Here is a 21,496-nt window from a genome sequence, read left to right as displayed (position 1 = left end):
AGGCTTAAGACCGCCGCGCTATACTTGAGAGGTTGTTATACGCAACAATCGGGATGTGGCGCAGCTTGGTAGCGCGCGTCGTTCGGGACGACGAGGCCGCAGGTTCAAATCCTGTCATCCCGACCATGCACAACCGCCCCTGACTCTAGTCGGGGGCGGTTTTTCATATCTCTCTTGTCTTCTGCACGTCACACCGCGTCACAAATACTTGCATTGTAAAGTTTATAGGGTGTAGTCTAAAGAAAAATGCAAATGTGAAAGGAAAACCAGTGTCACAGAAAGTTCTCGTTATCTCAGGCTCTGACCGCGACGGCTCCTTCAACACCCAGCTGGCAGAGCAGCTCGTTGAAGCCCTTGAAAACGAAGGGCAGAGCGCCGAGGTCTACGACTTCTCAGCCATCCCCCTACTCAGCCAGAACTCCGAGTTCCCCGCCCCCGCTTCCGTCGAGAAGCTGCGCGCCGACATCGCTAACGCGGCCGGCCTGATTCTGGTCTCCCCCGAGTACAACGGCTCCTACCCCGCCCGTCTCAAGAACCTGATTGACTGGGCCTCACGCGCCGTCATCGCGGGTGACAACACCACCCCCACCGTTCTCAACGGCAAGAAGGTCGGTGTAGCTTCGGTTGCTAACTCAACCTACGGCAAGTTTGTGCGCGAGAACCTGCGCAACCTGGTTCCCTACGTCCGCGCTGACCTGATGGAGGGCGAGGGCCTGGGCATCCGTATCCCCGGTGAAGCCTGGGGCACCGGCAAGCTGGAGCTAGAAGAAGAGCAGCAGAAGAACGTTGATCAGTTCGTGGCTGACTACCTCAAGTTCCTGGCCGCCTAAGCCAGCTCAACTCAAGACATTGGGGCCTCCCTGTAGAACAGGGAGGCCCCTTCTATATGGGTCTGGCAGATGGCGTCACCCGGCCAGATAGGCTCTGTGCTAAGGCCTTAGCGGGAGAGCCGTGAAGGCCACCAGATTTTCTTGCCGATATCTTCAACGAGTGCCGGTATGAGCAGAGCTCGCACTACAGTGGCATCGAGTAGTACGCCGAAGGCAACGATGAAGGCAAGCTGGGCGAGGAAAATCAGCGGGATAACGCCCAGGGCTGCGAAGGTTGCAGCCAGTACGATACCGGCTGAGGTAATTACACCACCGGTTGCTACTAGAGCTGTGCGCAGGCCACTCTTGGTTCCCTGATGCAGGGCTTCTTCTCTCACGCGGGTCATCAGGAAGATGGTGTAGTCAATACCCAGAGCGACGAGGAAGACGAACCCGTAGAGGGGCACGGTGGGGTCGGCTCCTGGGAAATTGAAAACGTGGTTGAAGACCAGGGCTGAGACGCCAAGGGCGGTGAGATAAGACAGCACCGTGGCAGCCACCAGAATCAGCGGTGCCAGAATTGAGCGCAGCAGAACCATCAGAATCAGGGTGATAACGACCAGCACTACCGGGATAATCAGGGCCCGGTCGCGCTGGGCGCTGTCGATGGTATCGAGGTCAGACGCGGTGGTTCCGCCCACCAGGGATCTGGGAGCTGCGTTGGCCAGGCTCTCACGCATCTGGCGCACGGTTTCTTCTGCCTGCGGTGAGTCGGCGGGGTCGGCCAGGGTCACCTGGAGCATGATTCGCCCCTCAACTTCAGTGGGGGCAATACCGGCAAAAATCGGCGGAACTGACTCAGCGGACGCTCCCACCGGCACGGTGCCAGCAGGCGAGTCTTGGGCAACCGCGGCAATGGAGCTCACCCCGTCGAGCCCGTCGAGGGCAGCCACCGCAGCGTCTTGCTCGGCAGCAGGCACAATCACGTTTGCCGGGGAGCCTGAGCCACCGGGGAAGTGTTCAGCTAGCACATTCTGGCCGTCCCGTGCCTGGGACTGCCCCAGCACCAGGTCAGATTGGCGCACCCCGTTGGCCTGGAAAGTCGCAGAAAAGCCGGCGAAGATAGCCAGCACCAGAGCCGTGACCAGCCAGACTGCGCGGGGCTTGCCCGACACGAAAGCCGCAATTTTTGCCCAGAAGCCGGCTGAGGCGTCCTTAACCTCAGCGGAATAGCGGGGGCGGGCAGGCCAGAAGGCTACCCTGCCCAGCAGAGCTAGGACGGCGGGCAGGAAGGTCAGCGAGGCCAGCATGGATAGCACAATGCCGGTAGCCGCCACAGGCCCCAGGGCCTTGTTCGACGACAGCTCAGAGAGTAGCAGGCACAGCAGACCCGCAATCACCGTGCCGCCGGAGGCCAGAATCGGTTCGAGGGACCCGCGCCAGGCAACCCGGGTTGCCTCCCAGCGCGAGAGGTGCTGGGTCAGGGCCTCACGGTAGCGGGCTACGTAGAGCAGGGAGTAGTCCGTTGCAGCACCGACTACCAGAATCAGCAGGATTCCCTGCACCTGGCCATTGATCATCATCCAGCCGGTATTCGCCATGTGCCAAATGACGAAGATAGCGCCAGAGAGAGCAACCATGGAGCTCAACAGCACGATGATGGGCAGCAGGGGTGAGCGGTAGACCACCAGCAGAATCACAAAGACCACAATGAGGGCCACCGCTAGCAGGATGCCATCGATGCCACCAAAGGCTTCGACCAGGTCAGCAGAGAAACCAGCCGGACCGGTCACGTAGCCGGTCAGACCGTCGGGGGCCTGGGCTATCTCTGCCCGGATAGCGTCAACGACCTCTCGGGTTTCGAGCTCAGTGGAGATAGGGAGAATGAGTTCGGCCGCCCGGCCGTCCTCAGAGTAAATCACGGGTGAGCTTTCACCGGTGAAGGTTCCGGACGCCGCCAGCTGGTCGGTCAGGCCCTCCAGGTAGGTCTGGTGGGAGTCAGTGAGGGATCCGTCGGCTTCAAAGACGAGAATGGCGGGCACCGCGTCGGTACCCAGGAAATCGCCCTGTTGCTCTACCACCTGGGTAGATTCGGCGGAAGCGGGCAAAAAGTCAGTCTGGGAATTGGTCGAGACCTCGGAGATTTTGCCGAAGTAGGGCCCGCCGATACCTGCCACGGCGAGCCAGGCCAGGGTCAGCAGGGCAGCCAGAACTACCCGAACCCAGGTGTGGGAAGAGGAGCCGGCCCTGGTGGAGCCGGCTTCCGAAGAAAAAGTATGTATGCTGAGAGTCTAGCCTCTTCCGGAGATCCAAGCTAGCGGAGTTTCCAGCGGGCCACGCCGCAGGAAGGTCTGGCCCAGCAGCCGCTGCCAGACCCAGGCAAAGAGCAGGGCACCCAGAATCAGCCCGAACATCATAGGATAAGAATCATCGGCTACTGGTAAGCCATAGTGTGGTGCGTAGTGTGCATATATCGCCAACACGCCTATATGTAGCGTATAGAGGGTTAAAGTCATTCGCCCGGCGTAAATGAGCGGAGCCAGAATCACTTCTCGGGTAGCAAAAAGTCGAGCTACCAAGCAACAAAAACCTAGAACCGCTAGAGCAGACACTAGGCTGAAGCCGATTTCTAGCGGGGTTGAGGTATTGGGCAAAAACTCATCAACAGCGCTGCGTGAATACCAAAACAAACCCGCAGTGGCTACCGCTGAAACAACAAAGAGACCTACATCGCCCCATACACCCCAGCGGTCAAGCAAGGCACCGACCACGACTCCCGCGCATGCAGCGGGGAGGAGAGCCACCACAGGATAATTAGTACCCGTAAAAACCCATTGGTAGAAGTAAGCTAAGTAGCTCTCTTCCATAACAGCCTGAATATAGTGAGGTGAGAAGTACTCTTGAGCCGGTAGCGCAGCCCAGGTAGCTGCCACCCCTATTGTTAGCACTAGCCACCATGGGATAAACACTATTAACGGCAGAACGAAGTTCAAAACTCCTAGATACTGGAAAACAATGTCTACTTGGGCTCCCCAACTAGTGAGGTACATACCCAGAACAATCAAAAATATTCCTCGCACCACGCAACTAGCGAATAGGGTAGAGAAATTCATTGATCGTGCTGAAAGCATCGTTGAGGTGCCTACCAGCAGCGCGAAGAGAGCACCTGTATAAAATTCGCTGAAATTGAAGATACCTGCAGGACCTCTACTCGGTGCTGTATGAGCTACAAACATACCGGCAAGGGCAGCAAACCGTGCCACGTCAACACCAATAATTCGCCCGTTTGGTTTCACCTCAATCAGTGCCTTCCATTTATTTTAATTACCTGCTTTAGCCTAACACTGCCCAGCTGCCTGCACGGGGTGCCTAAGACATGGCACACTAGAGGGGTTGCTTCCCACCTGACGAAAGCTACTATGAGCACCTCCCCTACCGACGTCGTCCTTCTGGCCGCCGGTTCATCGGCGACCAGCGAGTATATTTCTATCTTCTGGATTACCGCTGCGGCGCTTTTAGCACCCCTGGCATCAGCCCTGGTGAAGAAGAAAATCCCTGATGTTGTCTTCCTGATTATCTTCGGCGTTCTGATCGGGCCGCAGGTTCTAGGGCTTGCCAGCACCGACGGTGGGGTGGCCCTGGTCAAAGACCTGGGTCTGGGGTTGCTCTTTTTGCTGGCTGGTTACGAAATTAACGCCGGAGCCCTGCGCGGACGCCAGGGGGCTTTCGCTGCGGGGTCCTGGCTGGTGAGCTTCACCCTCGGCCTGGTTCTGGCCATGAGCCTCTCCCAGTTTTCGGGGTCTTTCTCTACCTACGCGGTCGTCGGCATTGCCCTGAGTTCTACCGCCCTGGGCACCCTGCTGCCCCTGCTCAAAAGCCACGGTAAGGCGGGCACGAAAGTCGGCGACGGGGTGATGGTGCACGGGGCTATCGGCGAGGTGCTCCCTATCTTTGCAATGTCCCTGCTGCTCTCATCGCATGCCCCCTGGGTTGCGGTGCTGATTCTGCTGGCCTTTATGGTCATCGCGGTTATTTCAGCGGTTGTGCCCCACCGCCTCTTCGAGCATATTCCTGGCCTGCGCCGCACCATGGCAGCTGAGGCTAACACCACCAGCCAGACCATGCTCCGCCTGGCCATGTTCCTTCTGGCTACCCTCATGATGGTCGCCGCGGTCTTTGAGCTCGATGTGGTGCTCGGCGCTTTTGCCGCCGGCATTATCCTGCGCTCCCTTACCCCCGAGGGCGCCTTTGAGCCCTTCTCCAAGCGTCTTGAGGCCCTGGGCTTTTCCTTCCTCATTCCCCTCTTCTTCGTGAGCTCGGGTATGGGCATTAAGGTGTCTGTCATCTGGGAGCAGCCGCTGCTTCTTGCCGGTATTGTGCTCGGTATTCTTGTGGTGCGCGGCCTGCCAGTTTTTGCCGCTGAAAAGTTCTTCGATACCGGTTCGGGGCTCACCACCGTGCAGGAAAAGCTCCAGCTGGGGCTCTACTCTGCTGCGGGCCTGCCCATCATTGTTGCTGTCACCGAGGTGGCACTGGCCAACGACCTGCTTAGCGAACAAAACGCTTCCCTGTTGGTGGCAGGTGGGGCACTGACCGTCCTTCTCTTCCCCCTGTGGGCCTCGGCCATCGGGGCGGTGGGGCGTAAGGACGCCGATTCCCACCCGGGTGCCTCTGGCCGCTCAAGCTCACGGCAGCGCCGTAGCGCTAAGAAACTAGAGCGGGCCGCCGCGGTGCGGGCGGCAACGGGCGCTCTTCCCGTCATCAAGCGTCCGAATTCCTAGCTCCCCCTTGGAGTACCCAGCAAAAGGGCCCCCTTGCCTGAGCAAGGGGGCCCTTTCTATCACAGAGCGGGTGCCAGCCTACTTGAGGATGATGACGTCCAGGGTACGGGGACCGTGCACGCCTTCAACGCGGATCAGCTCGATATCTGAGGTCGCTGAGGGGCCTGAGATCCAGGTGATGGGCTTGTCGAAGTTCAGACGGGCCACGGTCTCGGGGATCAGCTCAACGATGGTATCGACGGGAACCACGCAGATGTGGTGGTCGGGTACCAGGGTGATGGCGCGGCGGCCTTCGGTCTCGGTGCTGTTCAGGGCGATGGTGCCGGTCTCAGCGCAGGAGACGGTTGAAGAGGTGACAACCGCGTCGATGGCGTCAAGTTCGCGCACGGAGAGGGCTCCGGGCTTGTTGGCGTTGCCGGAGTCAACCACGCGGGAGCGGGCTGCGGTGTCTTCGGGCAGCCACTCGGTCTTGAGACCGGTGGGCACCACGTAGCGGGAGGACTTGCCGAGCAGCTCGCCCACGCGGGCGGCGATGGTCTCTTCGGTCTCGTGGTAGACGTTAGCCTTGTAGTCGATCAGGCGGTCGACCAGCATCTCGATGATTTCCTCGGCGCCCTTGTCGCTTTCGCGGCGGTAGGAGCGGACGGGCTCAGCCGGCTGGGGGTTGCCCCAGAGGGAGGCGCGGATGCGGCCCAGGATTTCTGCTTTTGCATCAGACATTAGTTGGCCTCCTTGGGGGCGATGGGGTTAGCGGTCTCAGCGTTGGCGTGGGCCTCGGCAATCTTGGCCTGGTTAGCGGCAATGATGGCCTGCAGGTCAACGCGTTCGCCGCCTACACGCTTGGGGGCAGAGCCGCGCTCCTTCTTCCACTCGTTGCGGAAGGAGGTCTTGGGGGGTGCCGGGATATCGCGGTATTCGGTCCAGCCGCCGACGATACCGGGCAGCTTGGTGATCTTCCCCTTCTTGCCGGTAATCAGCTTGGAGGCGGGCAGGCCCTTGGTGGCCAGGGCCATGAGGGCACCTGAGCTGAAGAGCTTCTTGGCGCCGAACATCATGGCGTCCATCTGCACGTGGCGTTCCTTCTTGCCACCTTCGAACTCGCCCTGGGCCTTTTCGTGGTCAACGGCCTTGCCGCGCAGGTGAACCAGCACGTCGGGGATGTTGATCTTGACGGGGCAGGCCTCGTAGCAGGCGCCGCAGAGGGAGGATGCGTAGGGCAGGGTGGAGTTGTACTGGTTCTCGATACCGCCCAGCTGGGGGGAGAGAATTGCGCCGATGGGGCCGGGGTAGGTGGAGCCGTAGGCGTGGCCACCTGCGCGTTCGTAGACGGGGCAGACGTTCATGCAGGCTGAACAGCGGATGCAGTGCAGGGCCTGGCGACCAACCTGGTCGGCCAGGGCTGCGGTGCGGCCGTTATCCATCAGGATGACGTGCAGGTTCTGGGGGCCGTCGCCGGGGGTCACACCGGTCCACATGGAGGTGTAGGGGTTCATGCGCTCACCGGTGGACGAGCGGGGCAGCAGCTGGGTGAAGACCTCGAGGTCCTGCAGGGTCGGCAGCAGCTTTTCGATGCCCATGAAGGTAATCAGGGTATCGGGCAGGGTCAGGCACATACGGCCGTTACCCTCAGATTCAACGATGGTCATGGTGCCGGTTTCGGCGATGCCGAAGTTGACGCCTGAGATGGCGACCTTGTTGGTCAGGAACTTCTCACGCAGGCGGAAGCGGGAGGCTTCTGCCAGCTCTGCCGGGTCGTTGGTGAGGTTGGGGTTGACGCCCTCAATCTTCTTAAGGAAGATGTCGCGGATCTCGGTACGGTTGCGGTGAATTGCGGGCACCAGGATGTGGGAGGGGCGGTCGTTGTCGCCCAGCTGGACGATTTCTTCTGCCAGGTCGGTTTCAATAGCGTGGATACCGTGCTCTTCAAGGAACTCGTTGAGGCCGGTTTCGGCGGTGGCCATTGACTTAATCTTGTTGACCTCGGTGACGCCTTCAGCCTGAATCAGCTTGAGGGCGATTTCGTTGGCCTCGTGGGCGTCGCGGGCCCAGTGTACGTGGCCGCCGCGGGCGGTGAAGTTCTTTTCGAACTCTTCGAGGTAGGTGTCAAGGTTGGCCATGACCTTCTGCTTGATCATGGAACCTGCGGTGCGCAGATCCTGCCAGTCGGGCAGTTCTGAGATAACGGCGGCGCGCTTGTTACGAATCTTGTGGGTAGCAAAGCCCAGGTTGGCGCGCAACTGCTCGTTCTGGAGTTCCTTCTCTGCGTATTCGGGGAAGGGCTCGAATTCGAAGATATTGCCGACGCCGTGGCGGACCTTGGGCATGCCGAGTGCGGTGGTTGACATGGCTTTACTTACCTCCTGCGGTAACGGCTACGGGGCCGGTGACCTTGAGCGGGTTTTCCTTAGTGGATGCAAGAATCTCGGCGAAGTGTACGGTCTGTACGGGTGAGTTCTTGCGGGAGAGAGCGCCGCCGATGTTCATCAGGCAGGATGAGTCGCCGCCGGTGCAGACCGATGCACCGGTTGCTTCAATGTTCTCTACCTTGTCGGCAACCATGGCGCCGGAGGTGTCTGCGTTCTTAAAGGAGAAGGTTCCACCGAAGCCGCAGCACTGGTCAAGGCCGTCAATCTGGGTGTATTCCAGACCCTCAACGGTGCGGATCAGGTCTTCCTGGCGGGTGCCCAGACCCAGCAGGCGCATACCGTGGCAGGATGAGTGGTAGGTGACCTTCTCGGGGAAGTAGGAGCCCAGCTGTTCTGCTGCGTTGGTGATGCCGCAGACGTCGATGAGGAACTGGGAGAGCTCGAAGGAGCGGGCAGCCAGTGAGGCGGCAGCGCGGGCAGTGGCGTCGTCGCCTGCTCGCTCTGCAATCATGGGCTGCTGGTGACCGAGGGAGGCGACGCAGGAGCCTGAGGGCGCAACGATTGCGTCGAAGTCCCATTCTTCAAAGGCCTGTACGTGGGTTTTGACGATGGGGTAGGCGTCGTCGAAGTAGCCCGAGTTGACGTGCATCTGGGAGCAGCAGGTCTGGCCCTGCGGGAAGACGACCTCGTGGCCGAGACGCTCCAGGATGTCAACGGTAGCCTTAGCTACCTTGGGGTACATTGCGTCGACGATGCACGTTGAAAACAGTGCGACACGCATGTTGGTTCTCTCTTCTTCTGTGCGGCATGGGTAGCCCGCGTTTTCCTCACCGGTTCAGGGGCGCGGACGCCGGTGGCCGGGTGGGAGAGGAAGGGCGGGCGGGGTGCCTGTTAGATTCTTTTCCTACTCCCTCATTTAACACGATGGGGTCGGCATTTCGATACTTTAAATAGGGCATATTTTCTTATGCAAATAACCTAACGGTCTGACCACACAAAGAAAGCTGAAAGAACCCCGCTCCCCCACCGCGGGCGTCCGCACACCCCAAGAACCACACAAGCAGGCGCATGCCAACACAAGAGCGCACCCAAAAACCCCGAAAAACCCACAAAACCACAGGGGCGAAAAAAATACCGCAAATAGATGCGGCCACAGCTTGGCGAAAGTGAACTGCCTCATGTAACGTAGACCTCGAAAAGCAATGGTCTGACCACAGGAGGTTAGGCCTCATATTTTTTGGCTCAGCGCCCCACAGATGTGACGCCCAGCCATACCACACATCACTAAGGAGAATACGGTGGAAAATACCTATACCGCTGTAACCGACGCCGTAGGAGGAAGCCTCGCGCTCAGCGCCCTGGTCTCCACCCTGCCGCTGTTGGCATTCTTTATCATGCTGCTCGGCTTCAAAGCCCGCGCACACGTCGCCGGTCTCGTATCGCTGATCGTTGCAATCCTCGTCGCCATCTTCGGCTTCGGCATGCCCTGGGACCTCGCCGGCATGTCAGCCTTCCGCGGCGGCATCTACGGCCTCTTCCCCATCGTCTGGGTCATCCTCATGGCCATCTGGTTCTACGAAGTCACCGTCCTCTCAGGCCGCTTCGAAGACCTGCGCCGCACCTTCGACCTCATCGGCGGCGGTGACCTGCGCATCCAGGCCATCCTCATCGCCTTCTGCTTCGGCGGTCTGCTCGAAGCCCTGGCAGGTTTCGGTGCCCCCGTTGCTATTACCGCAACCATGATCCTGGCCCTCGGCGTCAAGCCCCTCAAGGCTGCCACCACCGTCCTCATCGCCAACACCGCACCCGTTGCCTTCGGCGCTGTCGCTATCCCCATCACCACCGCCGGTGAAGTGGGCGGCAAGGACGCCACCGTCATCGCAGCCCTCGTTGGTCACCAGGCCCCCTTCATCGCCTTCTTCGTGCCCTTCATCCTGCTCTGGATCCTCGACGGCGTCAAGGGCCTCAAGGACGCCTGGATGCACGCAGCCGTCATCGGTGCCTCCTTCTCTATCGCCCAGTGGTGGGCCTCTGCGCACTTCGTCTACCAGCTCACCGACGTCGTAGCCTGCATCGTCTCCATCGCAGCAGCCGTTGTCTTCATGCGCTTCGTCAAGCCCCGCGGTGTTGAAGGCGTCCGCGAACGCTACGGCATCACCGCCCCCCTCGAAGTTGAGCACCTGCCCGGCCGCCGCATCTGGATGGCCCTTATGCCCTACCTGGTCGTTGTCATCATCTTCGGTGTCGCAAACCTCTATACCCCGCTCGTCAACTGGCTCAAGACCACCGTCGCCGAGTTCGATATGCCTCTGCTCTCTGAACGTCTGCTCAAGGCGGACGGCACCGCAGTAGACACCGTCTACAAGTGGGCATGGCTCGGCAACCCCGGCACCTACCTGCTGATCTCCGGCATCCTGGTCGCCATCCTCTACGCCATCTTCAACGAAAACGGCAAGTACAAGCTCTCCATGGTCGACGCCTTCAAGGAAATCGGTGCCGTAGCCTACAAGATGCGCTGGTCAGCTGTCACCATCGCCCTGGTTCTGGCCCTGGCCTTCGTCATGAACTACTCCGGCCAGACCGTTGCCATCGGTGAATACGTCGCCTCCCTCGGCGTAGCCTACGCCTTCCTGGCACCCGTCCTCGGCTGGGTCGGCACCGCCGTCACCGGCTCCGACACCTCAGCCAACGCCCTCTTCTCCAAGCTCCAGGTCACCGCCGCTGAGCACCTGCAGGAAGGCGGCATGACCGGTGCCCACCCCGAACTCATGCTGGCAGCTAACACCACCGGTGGTGTGGTCGGCAAGATGATTTCACCCCAGTCCCTCGCCATCGCGGCCACCTCGGTCAACATGGAAGGCAAGGAGTCCGAAATCTTCAAGGCAGTTCTCGGCTGGTCCTTCATCCTGCTGCTGGCCGTCTGTGCCTTGGTCTTCCTCCAGGCCACCGTCCTCTCCGGCCTGCTGGTTGAGCCCTACCTCACCGGCCACTAATCACAGGTTCACACCTATGAGCTAGGCACACAAAGGGCGGTGCAGTCCCACGTAACATACGTTGGAACTGCACCGCCCTTACCTATACCTTGTCTATGTACCTACCCCATCTGAAAGACAGCGCGTGAAAGAAAAAGAGCCCACCTACACCGCCCTGCTCGAGTCCATCGAACACCGGTTGCGCCACGGCCAGCTGCGCATCGGCGACCGCCTGCCCGGTGAGCGCTCCCTGGCAGAGGAATACGGCATCTCACGGGCCTCGGTGCGCGAAGCCCTGCGCATTCTCTCCGCGGTGGGCCTCATTCGGTCGGGGGTGGGCTCAGGCCCCAAGGCCGGCGCTGTCGTAGTCTCGGAACCCTCAGACGCCCTCGGCTGGGCCCTGCGCATGCACATCGCCACCCGCACCCTGCCGGTAGCAGATATCGTAAGCACCCGCGTCCTGCTCGAAGGTGAAGCCGCCGCCCGGGCAGCCGATGTAGCCCAGAAACCCGAACACGCCGCGTCCCTAGCAACCGCCCGGCAGTACCTCGACGAAATGGACCACGCAGATATTAGCGACGACCGCTTCCACTTCTGCGACACCCGCTTCCACTACGAAATATCGTCCCTCGGCGGGAACATCGTGATGGACACCGTCATCGACTCCCTGCACCTAGCCACCGTAGGCTACGTACAGGAAGCCGTGCCCTACCTCGACAACTGGGAAGCAACCAAACGGGAACTCCAGGACCAGCACCGGGCCATCTACGCGGCAGTTATTGCCGGAGATGCAGAACGTGCCCAGCGAACAGTCGCTGAGCACATTCGATGGTTCTACGCCCTCTCAGAAATTGGTGCTGCCCATTATGAGTACCACCAGAAGGTGCGCGATGGGCAAGTCTAGGCCTCGAACTTCTGACCGGTTAGACGCTCGTAGGCCTCAACGTAGCGGGCACGGGTCTTCTCTACGACCTCGGCAGGGAGCTCAGGCACAGGGCCGGTGCCGTCCCAGCCCGACTCCTCGCTCTTGAGCCAGTCACGCACGTACTGCTTATCGAAAGAAGCCTGGGCACGGCCGGGCTCGTAGTCGTTGGCATCCCAGAAACGCGATGAATCGGGGGTCAGAACCTCGTCGCCCAGGGTAATTTCACCGCGGTAGGAGTCGGTGCCGAACTCAATCTTGGTGTCGGCCAGAATGATGCCGCGCTCACGCGCAATCTTCTCAGCGGTCTCGTAGACATAGAGAGTCAGTTCCTGCAGACGGTCGGCGATAGCCTCCCCCACCTCAGCGTCGAGCTCTTCACGGGTGATGGGCTCGTCGTGCTCCCCCACCTCTGCCTTGCCGGTGGGTGTGAAGAGGGCAGGCTCCAGGCGGGAGCCATCTACCAGACCGGCGGGTAGCTCAAACTCATTGACCTTACCGGTCTTGCGGTAAGAAGCCAGGCCGGAGCCGGTCAGGTAGCCGCGCACGATGCACTCAACCGGGAACATGTTCAGAGACTTACAGATCATGGCGCGGCCAGCCACCACCTCGGGCACGTCGGTAGACAGCACATGGTTGGGCACACCCTTGAGCTGTTCAAACCACCAGAGGGACATCTGGGTCAGAATCTTGCCCTTATCGGGAATCTCGGTGGGAAGCACCTGGTCGAAGGCGCTGATACGGTCGGTGGCAACCACCATCACGGAGCCGGCACGCAGTTCGGCGTCGTCCTTCACGTTCAGGCCGGTGACGTCCTGGGTGTCCTCGTCGGGGATGTAGAGATCACGGACCTTGCCGGAATACACGTGCTTCCAGCCGGGAATGTCTACGGGGGTATGGCTCATGATTTTCTCCTGGGGGTGTGCAGGTGGGCTGTGAGGTGATAGAAAAGTGACTGCCCACGCGGGTGCGGTGGGCAGTCACAGGAGGTTAGTTCTGGGTGGGAATCTGAATGCGATTCTCGGCGGCAGCGAGCGCAATGTCTGAACGGTACTGGGCACCCTTCCAGGCAATGTCGCGCACGCCGGCGTAGGCAGCCTCGCGGGCTTCAGTGAGGTTCTCGCCCAGGGCGACGACAGCCAGCACACGGCCACCGGCGGTGACAATCTCTTCACCGTCGAGGGCGGTACCTGCGTGGTCAACGTGCACGTTCTCGCGCTGGTTGGCGGCGTCCAGGCCGGTGATGGCATCGCCCTTGCGGGGAGTGTCGGGGTAATTCTCTGCAGCCATGACCACGTCGACGGCGGTGCGGGGGTCCCAGTCAAGAGCAAGGTCGGCGGGCAGTTCGCCCTTGGCCGCTGCCAGAAGGACGCCGCCGAGCGGGGTGCGCAGGCGGGCCAGAACGGCCTGGGTTTCGGGGTCACCAAAGCGGGCGTTGAATTCGATCACGCGGATGCCGCGGGAGGTAGCTGCCAGACCACAGTAGAGCACGCCCACAAAGGGGGTACCGCGGCGCGCCATTTCGTCAACGGTGGGCTGAGCTACGCGCTCAATGACCTCTTCGACGAAGCCTTCGGGCAGCCAGGGCAGGGGGGTGTAGGCGCCCATGCCACCGGTGTTGGGGCCTTCATCATTATCGAAGATACGCTTGAAGTCCTGGGCGGGCGAGAGGGGCAGGCAGGTGCTACCGTCTGAGATAACGAAGAGGGAGACCTCGGGGCCATCGAGGTATTCTTCGATGACCACGGTGCCACCGGCGGCGAAGCAGGCTTCGGCGTGGGCCAGGGCAGCGTCGAAGTCTTCGGTGACCACAACACCCTTACCGGCGGCCAGGCCGTCGTCCTTAACCACGTAGGGGGCGCCAAAGGTAGCAAGGGCGGCTTCTGCTTCTTCACGGTTAGTGGCAACCTTGGCCATGGCGGTGGGTACATTGGCGCTGGCCATGACCTCCTTGGCAAAAGCCTTGGAGCCTTCGAGTAGGGCCGCAGGCTTAGAGGGGCCAAAGACAGGGAAACCTGCATCGCGCAGGGTATCTGAAACACCGGCAACGAGGGGCGCTTCGGGCCCGATGACGACCAGGTCAGCAGCCAGTTCGGTAGCTAGTGCCAGGGCCGCTTCGGGGTTATTCGCGTCAATAGCGTGGACGGGCACGTCTTGAGCAATACCCGCGTTGCCGGGGGCTGAATGCACCTCGGTAACGGCTGGATCTTTCAGGAGTGCTCGGATAATTGCGTGTTCACGACCGCCGGGGCCCAGTACCAAAACCTTCATTCTTTTAGGCTACCGGCAAGGTCACGATTTGATGAAGTTTTTACCGCAGTTTGAGCGGTTTTTGCCGATTGATTTTTGCGGACGCCCGCCCCGGCACGCCCGCTCGGGGCTGGTAGGCGCGTATCGGCGTCCGCCCATCTAACCTTCTACGCTGTGCCCGCCCGCCACCCCACTCAACTCACGTCACCCATCACCTTTCCGCACTTATTCTGATTTACCCGCAACTAGTTGCGGTGTTTTCAGAATAAATGCGGAGGGGTCTCGATAATCACCGTCCCAACTTCCGCACTCCGCCCCGCATGAGACGCTGGATCACGACCTGCGGCCTGTGCATGAGGTCGTCCCAGGTGGCTCGAACGACCGTCCACCCCATAAGTTCAAGCGAACGTTGGCGCAGAGCATCCCTGCGTAGCTGCTCCTCTGTCGGGCGGTAGGCACCGTAGTACTTATGCAGACCGTCGACCTCTAACAGGAGTTTCAGCGCTTCCCAGGCAAAATCTGAACGATGAAGCCTGCCATCATGCGCTCTAATCTCCAGCTGCTGACGAGGACGTTCGAGGTTAGACTGCACGATTCTGAGCATTGCCAGCGATTCGAGAGGGGACTCGGTCAAAGCGCTCATCGACTCAGCAATCAGGGAAAAGCTGCTCGTCCCGTAACCGCTAGCGCCCATGAGCCGGGCATGGACATCGCGATAACCTACATGGGCGCGGTGCAGAAAATAGTCTGTAACTGCCAGGGCCTGAACTACAGGTAAGGTTCGAGCACAGTCGAGAATCGTGGTCAGTGGGTCTGTGACTGAAAAACCAGCTACCGTACGAGCCAGCTCGCACACGTCCGAACGGGAGCTGTGGTACCTAGCCTGGCTATGGTGCCGGTGGTTAGAGCGGGGAAGAGACAGCTCAACCTTGGCGGGCAGCCCGAAGAGCGGAGCACCCCACATCAGCGCAGCAGATGCGTGACTGAGTACCGCCTGCCGATGAGACATCGCGAGCGCTATTGTCACAGCGATACACCGCTCTTCGGGCGTGAACTGCCGACCTTCTGCAGCTAAAACGTAGACGCCCCGCGTCAGCCTAATAAGTTCACCCCGCCGGTGCATAGCGCCGATGAGGTTTTTACTCAGCCCTTCAAAGTTGAGCTGTTGAGATGTTTTGACTTTTGAGGCAACCCGTTCAATTCTGTCGTGCATGGGACTACTGTCGCAGAGCGGCGGTGGGCACTCAAGCACTATTTTCGAACCTGTGGAAAACTGAAGTTCACCCTTGTCAAGGCGTGTACCGAACCTGTGGAAAAAACTGCAACAGAAGGTCACAGTCGAAACCGCTCAACTTCTATATCCCACTATCTCCCCGCATTTATTCTGATTTACCCGCAACTAGTTGCGGTGTTTTCAGAATAAATGCGGAAGGCTTGCGCCAGTCACGCCCAGCACCCAACGCCCCACGTCCGCGCCAGCCACGCCCAGCAACCCGCAACCGTGCCCAACCCCACACCCCAACTATTTGCAGTTCCTGCAATATTGCAGTTACTGTAAATACATGCTGAAACACATCCCTCCTCTCGACCGGCGCAGGGCCCGCTCGACGGCGTCCAAACAAAAAATTGCCGCAGCCGCCGAACACCTTGTGCTCACCAGCGGGCGAGCAGGCCTGACAGCCTCGGCCCTCGCAGAGCAGGCAGGGGTCTCTGAACGCACCGTCTTCAACCACTTCAAAAAACTCGAAGACGCCCTAACCTACCAGCTCTCAACTCACCTCGAACCCTGTATCGACGAGCCTCCCTTTCCCCGGGGAGTCGCCATCGAAGACCTCCCACAGGCCCTGGTGCAGCACTTCCACGAGGCAGTAGAAACCGAACGGGTGCAGCAGGATCTCGTCCGCTTTGTCACCCTGGGCGCAGCACTGGTTGAGGAAGAGTTTGACCTGGTAGCCCGCGAAGTCACCCTCACCCTGGGCGATATCTGCAACGCCCTCTGTAGCGAAATTGATCAGCTCTACCCCGACCTATCACTCGACCAGTCATTAGCCCTTGGTCTCTTCGCCTACAACCTGCTGATGGGTTACGTCTTCGGTTTTGTTCGCTTCGCCCAGGGGCTTGACGAGAACATTTTTGAAGAACCCGCCAAGCAGCTGGTTATCGAACCCCAGATGTTCGTGCCCCATATCCACGCTTATATCAACCAGGTAGCAGCCGGAACCCCGGTATTTGCCGCTGACGGCAGCGTTACCTCCCACCAGACCGTTTAGAGAAAACACAACCACACGAAAGGGAAACCGGCAGGCCATGTCTGAGTTCCTCTATAAAGTCGGTAGCTTTGCAGCTCGCCGCGCCTGGACCGTTATCGGCATCTGGGCGCTGGTGATTGCTCTAGCTGGCGGCGCCTACGCCTCTTTTAAGGGCGATTTGACCGATTCCATCACTATTCCTGGCACCGAGGCGCAGCTGGTTCAGGAAGAGCTGACCGATACCTTCAACCTGAATCTCAATGCCGGTACCGGTTCTGCCATTGTGCAGACCGAGGACGGCTCACCCTTCACCGATGAGCAGAAGGCTGCTGTGGCGAGCGCCGTTGCTGAGACCGAGACCGTTGAGGGCGTTGATAGCGTCACCGACCCCTTTGCTGTGGCCCAGCAGCTTGCGGACGGCCAGGCGCAGCTTGAGGCGGGTCAGGCTGAGTTGAGCGGGGGCGAGCAGCAGCTTGCGGACGGCCAGGCGCAGCTTGATGCCGCTAAGGCCCAGTTGGATTCGGGGCAGGCTGAGCTTGATTCCCGCAAGGGTGAGCTTGAGTCTGGTCAGCAGCAGCTCGATGAGGGCTATGCCCAGCTTGAGGACACCCAGAATCAGCTGAACGAGGCCCGTAGCCGTCTTGAGGGTGAGGGTGCTCCGCCGGAAGCTTTTGGTGAGCTCAACAGCCAGCAGGCTCAGCTGGATGCCCAGCGGGCTCAGCTGGACGCCACTGCCGAACAGCTCAATCAGGGCCGCACCCAGCTGGAAGAGGCCCAGGCCCAGCTCGATCAGGGTCGCGCCGACTATGAAGCCGGTCTTGCCCAGCTTGAAGATTCCCGTTCTCAGTTAGAGAGCGGTAAGGGCACTATCGAGCAGAACGCTGCTCTGCTGCAGATGTCTGAGAGCGGTGTTGCGATTTCTGAGGATAACTCCACCGCCATTATCTCTGTTACTTTCGATGCTGAGACCGGTTCTATCCCTGTAGAAACTCTCGAAGAAACCCAGCAGAAGCTCAACGTGCTGTCCGATAACGGCCTGACCGTCACCTACGACCAGTACATGCAGGGTATCGAAACAGAGATGAACGCGACCGCTGAGGCTATCGGTATCGGCATTGCCTTTATCGTCCTCTTCCTGATGCTGGGCACCCTGGTCGCTGCCGGGCTGCCGATTATCATGGCGATTATTGGCGTGGGCACCTCGGCCCTGGCCGTCCTGTCGCTTTCGAGCATCGTCGAGATGACCTCCACTACCCCCACCCTGGGCACCATGCTGGGCCTGGCTGTGGGTATCGACTACACCCTCTTCATTCTGAACCGCCACCGCACCAACCTGGCTAAGGGAATGAACGTGAAGGAGTCTATCGCCTTGGCCACCGGCACCTCCGGCGGCGCGGTCTTCTTCGCCGGCGCTACCGTTATCATCGCCCTGCTGGGTCTGAACGTCGTGGGCATCCCCTTCCTGGGCGTGATGGGTAACGCCGGTGCCTTTGCGGTTGCTGTTGCCGTGGCGGTAGCCACCACTCTCTCCCCCGCCGTAATGTCTCTGCTGGGTGAGCGCATCCTGAGTAAAAAGCAGCGGGCGAAAATTGCGGCTGGCGCGCAGGCTGCCAGCGAGGACGACGCCCAGGCGGCTTCCATTCGGGCAGAAGCTAAGCAGGCGGCGGCTGCCCATGAGGAGGCCCACCGCGGCTGGATTGGTCTGGTTCTCAAGAAGCCGATCGCTACCGTCGCGGCTGTAGTGCTTGCCCTGGGGGCTGTGGCTCTGCCGGTGGCAGATATGCGTCTGGGTCTGCCAGCGGGCGACTCTCAGACTACTGATTCAGCGGCCTATATTTCCTACACTACCGTTGCTGACAAGTTTGGTGAGGGCCAGAACGGCCCCATCGTGGTAGCTGCCCGCCTGCCCGAGGACACTACCGAGGAAGATGCTCAGGCTCTGCAGGTTGAAGTGGGCCAGGACCTTCTGGATCAGAGCGACGTTTCAGCCGTCATTCCCGCCATGATCTCTGACGATAACTCCGCCCTGCTCTACCAGGTGATTCCCGACGAAGGCCCCAACACGGAGTCGACCACCAACCTGGTGCATACCCTGCGTGAGGACACCGTCTCGACCGATAACGGTGAGGTGACTTTTGGTGTGACCGGCCAGACCGCTATGGCCGTTGATATCGCCCAGAACCTGGCAGATGTTCTGCCCCTCTACGTTGCCCTGGTCATGGGCCTGTCGCTGCTGGTTCTGATTCTGGTTTTCCGCTCCATTCTGGTGCCGGTCACCGCAACCTTGGGATTCCTCTTCTCCCTGCTGGCAGCCCTCGGTGCGACCACGGCTGTGTTCCAGTGGGGTTGGGCATCCGAGCTCTTCAATGTCTCAACCCCCGGCCCGCTGCTTGCCTTCCTGCCAATTCTGGCTGTGGGTATTCTCTTCGGCTTGGCCATGGACTACCAGCTCTTCCTGGTCTCGGGCATGCGAGAGGCCTACTCGCACGGTCGCGGGGCTAAGACCTCGGTTGTGGTGGGCTACCATCACGGCGCCCGCGTGGTCACCGCTGCGGCGCTGATTATGGCCGGTGTCTTTATCGGCTTCGTCTTCTCCGGCGACCCCATGATTGCCTCCATCGGCTTCGTGCTGGCGGTCGGCGTTCTGCTGGACGCCTTCGTCGTGCGCATGACCCTGATTCCGGCGCTCATGTACCTGCTGGGTGAAAAGGCATGGTGGCTCCCCGCCTGGCTCGACCGCCTGCTCCCTGACCTGGACGTTGAAGGCACCAAGCTCGAAGCTCAGGCCCACGAGGAAGAGGCTGCCCCGGCACCTACTGCAACCCCCGCACCTACTGAAGCGCGGACGTCCGCCCCGGTGGAAGACGCTCGGCACGAAGATGCGACCCCGGCACCCGCTCAGCAACCGGCGTCCGCGCCGGAGCGTCCGGTCAGCCCCACCCAGGTTGTGGCGGTTGAGTCCACGCGTGCTCTGGCCCAGGCTGCTGTGGTTGCTGCCGACCAGGCTCTAGCAGCGGCAGACGAGGCCCAGGTTGAGGCGCAGCGAGCTGCCCGCGCGGCCCGCGAGGCGCTCAAGGCTCTTTCTGAGCAGCAGAAAGAGCAGTAGCGAGGACGCCGCACTCGGCTCATCTCGCAAGGCCAGTCGGTAGATGCCCGCATTTATTCTGAAAAACCCGCAACTAGTTGCGGATGAATCAGAATAAGTGCGGGCATCGCTCGTTTCAGCGCTAGTGGCTACCCAGTAGACTGGTGGGCATGCAGACTTTTACCGCGCAGCAGGCAGCAGAGCTGGCAGTCGTCACCCGTGGTGACTTTATCGAGTCCCGCCATGTGGGGTCGCTGGTCGTACTGGTGCCCGACGGCTCTACCGCCCTGAGCCTGGGAACCCCCGAGGCTCTGGTCTATGCCCGTTCGGCGCTCAAACCCTTGCAGGCTATTGCGTCGATGAACGCGGGGGCTGAGCTACAGGGGGCCCAGATTGCGCTAGCTGCTGGTTCCCATACCGGTTCTTTTGAGCATATGAAGGTTGCCCAGTCGGTGCTGGCTGAGGCCGGGCTGACCGCCGATGCCCTGCTCTGCCCGCCGGCCTGGCCTGCTGATGAGCCCAGTTACCACGCCCTGGTAAGGGCCGGCCACGACAAGCAGCGTCTGGCTTGTAACTGTTCCGGTAAGCACGCGGCCTTTCTGTGGGGCTGTGTGAAGTCGGGGTGGTCGACAGATAACTACACCGACCCGCACCACCCCCTGCAGGAGTTGGTACTTCAGACTATTGAGGAGTTCACGGGTGAAACTCCCCAGTATGTGACCGTGGACGGGTGCGGTGCGCCTGTTGCTGCTACCTCGCTGGTGGGCCTTGCCCGGGCCTATTCCACTCTGGGCTCGGCGGTTGAGAACATCAGAGCTGATGCCCGCGCAGCCACCGTCGCAACGGCTATGGTGGATTACCCCGAGTACGTCCACGCCACCGGCGGCTCCGATACGGTGCTGGCTGAGACTCTTGACGCTGTGGTTAAGCGCGGGGCTGAGGGTGTGCTGGCTATTGGGTTGCGTTCTGGCGCATCGGTGGCGCTGAAGATGCTTGACGGCTCTAACCGGGCTGCTTCTCTGGTCGCTGTGCGTGCGCTCCAGGCGGCAGGTTATGTAGAGGCTGAGGTGGCTGACCGGGCGATTGCTGGAACCACCCTACCCATCACCGGCGGCGGGCAGCCCGTTGGTTCTCTTGAGCCTGGTGCTGCATTTGAGGGGCTCCTCTAATGGCGATTCGCCGCAAGATTTCCGAGGCGGACGGCCTCGCCGCCCTTGCCCAGGTACGGCAGGTTTTTGAGGGGGCAGAGGGTGAGGACGCCCGCGCGGCGGCTTTTGCTGCCCTGCCCCGGGGCGTGCGGGCGGCGTCCGTCCGTTTTCTACTCGAGGAGCTGGCGACCCTTGCCCCGGGGAATTCTGTGGAGGTGCGGGTACCGCCCATGGGGGTGACCCAGTGTATTGCCGGGCCGCGGCATACCCGCGGCACCCCGCCCAACGTTGTTGAAACCGATCCGCTGACCTGGTGCGCCATTGCGCTGGGTTATGCCAGCTGGCAGAGTGCTGCCCCCGCGATTTCGGCGTCCGGGCTAAGGGCAGATCTGAGCGATTATCTGCCGCTACTCTAGCCCCAGTGCTCGTTTACGCCTCACTGCCTGCGGCTTCTTGATAAGGTTGATAGCTATGAGCATCCTGTCGAGATTCCGTCACCCTACCGAACCTGCTGCTCCTCTCACCGAGGCAGACAAGCAGGCAGCCCCCGGCCAGCATTTTGCACCGGCGTCCGCCCCCGACCGCGCCAACCTTACCGTGCGCCGTGCCCCCTCTCTCCCGGCCTTCGCTATCACCGGCCTGCTCATCGGTCTCGTGGTGGCCTTCGTGGTCACTGCCTTAGGCCCGGAGAACCCCAACTACACCTTCGGTGCAATTTACGGCGTGATGGCGGTTCTCTTTGGCACCCTGTGCACCGCTGCTGCCATCGTGGTAGCTCTGATTCTCGATAAGCGCTCCACCAAGCACACCACCACCTACCAAGCCGTCAGCAGCCAAGACTAGCCAAAGCCCACCCGTGAGAAAAATGCTCACACGGTGGGCTTTACTTATCAGTAGCGTATCGGGCAGGTACA

The 21,496-nt window shown here is 60.7% G+C and carries 17 protein-coding genes and 1 tRNA gene; 10 read left to right on the top strand and 8 right to left on the bottom strand.

The annotated features are described in order from the left end of the window. Positions 1 to 49 precede the first annotated feature (49 nt). Positions 50 to 126: transfer RNA gene (locus L6963_RS06700), tRNA-Pro, on the top strand. 143 nt (positions 127 to 269) lie between these two features. Further along, positions 270 to 830 carry an NADPH-dependent FMN reductase gene (locus L6963_RS06695; protein ID WP_237206115.1) on the top strand — a complete coding sequence of 187 codons (561 nt, stop codon included), beginning with the start codon at positions 270 to 272 and terminating at the stop codon, positions 828 to 830. 107 nt (positions 831 to 937) lie between these two features. On the opposite strand, the gene L6963_RS06690 is transcribed toward L6963_RS06695, so the two are convergent. Then, the gene (locus tag L6963_RS06690) at positions 938 to 2,986 is read right to left on the bottom strand and encodes an MMPL family transporter (protein ID WP_237206114.1); all 2,049 of its coding nucleotides are present in this window, start codon (positions 2,984 to 2,986) and stop codon (positions 938 to 940) included. 114 nt (positions 2,987 to 3,100) lie between these two features. Continuing rightward, entirely contained in the window at positions 3,101 to 4,105 is a 1,005-nt protein-coding gene (locus L6963_RS06685; protein ID WP_237209126.1) for a DUF418 domain-containing protein, read from the bottom strand. Positions 4,106 to 4,228: 123 nt separating this feature from the next. Here L6963_RS06685 and L6963_RS06680 point away from each other — a divergent pair, with 123 nt between their 5' ends. Next, a complete protein-coding gene (locus L6963_RS06680; RefSeq protein WP_237206113.1) occupies positions 4,229 to 5,590 on the top strand; it encodes a cation:proton antiporter in 1,362 nt (453 codons plus the stop codon). 78 nt (positions 5,591 to 5,668) lie between these two features. Here the strand turns inward: L6963_RS06680 and L6963_RS06675 are convergent, their stop codons facing one another. The 3 genes from L6963_RS06675 to L6963_RS06665 are packed head-to-tail and all read right to left on the bottom strand — an operon-like array spanning position 5,669 to position 8,737. Next, positions 5,669 to 6,310: a LutC/YkgG family protein gene (locus tag L6963_RS06675; RefSeq protein WP_237206112.1), complete on the bottom strand. Its 642-nt coding sequence runs from the start codon at positions 6,308 to 6,310 to the stop codon at positions 5,669 to 5,671. Next, positions 6,310 to 7,935 carry a LutB/LldF family L-lactate oxidation iron-sulfur protein gene (locus L6963_RS06670; protein WP_237206111.1) on the bottom strand — a complete coding sequence of 542 codons (1,626 nt, stop codon included), beginning with the start codon at positions 7,933 to 7,935 and terminating at the stop codon, positions 6,310 to 6,312. The genes L6963_RS06675 and L6963_RS06670 overlap by 1 nt, the downstream gene beginning before the upstream one ends. Positions 7,936 to 7,939: 4 nt before the next feature. Beyond that, positions 7,940 to 8,737 (bottom strand): (Fe-S)-binding protein, encoded by a 798-nt coding sequence (locus L6963_RS06665; protein WP_135012547.1) that lies wholly within the window; start codon positions 8,735 to 8,737, stop codon positions 7,940 to 7,942. Positions 8,738 to 9,254: 517 nt separating this feature from the next. On the opposite strand from L6963_RS06665, the gene L6963_RS06660 reads away from it, so the two are divergent. Further along, on the top strand, positions 9,255 to 10,949 hold the full coding sequence (locus L6963_RS06660; RefSeq protein ID WP_237206110.1) for an L-lactate permease: 1,695 nt from the start codon (positions 9,255 to 9,257) through the stop codon (positions 10,947 to 10,949). 124 nt (positions 10,950 to 11,073) lie between these two features. Beyond that, positions 11,074 to 11,832, top strand: coding sequence for a FadR/GntR family transcriptional regulator (locus tag L6963_RS06655; RefSeq protein WP_237206109.1), 759 nt, complete (start codon positions 11,074 to 11,076; stop codon positions 11,830 to 11,832). On the opposite strand, the gene L6963_RS06650 is transcribed toward L6963_RS06655, so the two are convergent. The 3 genes from L6963_RS06650 to L6963_RS06640 form a co-directional block, all read right to left on the bottom strand. Continuing rightward, positions 11,829 to 12,755 carry a phosphoribosylaminoimidazolesuccinocarboxamide synthase gene (locus L6963_RS06650; RefSeq protein ID WP_135012541.1) on the bottom strand — a complete coding sequence of 309 codons (927 nt, stop codon included), beginning with the start codon at positions 12,753 to 12,755 and terminating at the stop codon, positions 11,829 to 11,831. The two genes, L6963_RS06655 and L6963_RS06650, sit on opposite strands and share 4 nt — an antisense overlap. A gap of 85 nt (positions 12,756 to 12,840) precedes the next feature. Next, the gene (purD, locus tag L6963_RS06645) at positions 12,841 to 14,121 is read right to left on the bottom strand and encodes a phosphoribosylamine--glycine ligase (protein WP_237206108.1); all 1,281 of its coding nucleotides are present in this window, start codon (positions 14,119 to 14,121) and stop codon (positions 12,841 to 12,843) included. 268 nt (positions 14,122 to 14,389) lie between these two features. Next, positions 14,390 to 15,313: a type IV toxin-antitoxin system AbiEi family antitoxin domain-containing protein gene (locus L6963_RS06640; RefSeq protein ID WP_237206107.1), complete on the bottom strand. Its 924-nt coding sequence runs from the start codon at positions 15,311 to 15,313 to the stop codon at positions 14,390 to 14,392. A 349-nt stretch (positions 15,314 to 15,662) separates the two neighbouring features. On the opposite strand from L6963_RS06640, the gene L6963_RS06635 reads away from it, so the two are divergent. The 5 genes from L6963_RS06635 (at position 15,663) to L6963_RS06615 (ending at position 21,425) form a co-directional block, all read left to right on the top strand. Beyond that, positions 15,663 to 16,370, top strand: coding sequence for a TetR/AcrR family transcriptional regulator (locus L6963_RS06635; RefSeq protein WP_237206106.1), 708 nt, complete (start codon positions 15,663 to 15,665; stop codon positions 16,368 to 16,370). A 37-nt stretch (positions 16,371 to 16,407) separates the two neighbouring features. Then, positions 16,408 to 19,455, top strand: a complete 3,048-nt coding sequence (locus L6963_RS06630; protein ID WP_237206105.1) for an MMPL family transporter — start codon at positions 16,408 to 16,410, stop codon at positions 19,453 to 19,455. A gap of 149 nt (positions 19,456 to 19,604) precedes the next feature. Continuing rightward, positions 19,605 to 20,603, top strand: coding sequence for an asparaginase (locus L6963_RS06625; RefSeq protein ID WP_237206104.1), 999 nt, complete (start codon positions 19,605 to 19,607; stop codon positions 20,601 to 20,603). After that, positions 20,603 to 20,998 carry a sterol carrier family protein gene (locus tag L6963_RS06620; RefSeq protein ID WP_237206103.1) on the top strand — a complete coding sequence of 132 codons (396 nt, stop codon included), beginning with the start codon at positions 20,603 to 20,605 and terminating at the stop codon, positions 20,996 to 20,998. The genes L6963_RS06625 and L6963_RS06620 overlap by 1 nt, the downstream gene beginning before the upstream one ends. A gap of 55 nt (positions 20,999 to 21,053) precedes the next feature. Continuing rightward, complete coding sequence (locus L6963_RS06615; protein WP_237206102.1) at positions 21,054 to 21,425, top strand: hypothetical protein; 372 nt, start codon at positions 21,054 to 21,056, stop codon at positions 21,423 to 21,425. Positions 21,426 to 21,496: the final 71 nt, after the last annotated feature.

Source organism: Rothia nasimurium (assembly GCF_928392795.1).
Classification (GTDB): Bacteria; Actinomycetota; Actinomycetes; order Actinomycetales; family Micrococcaceae; genus Rothia; species Rothia nasimurium_F.
The sequence above is the reverse complement of the archived record's forward strand: the minus strand, read 5'-3'. Positions and strand labels throughout refer to the sequence as shown.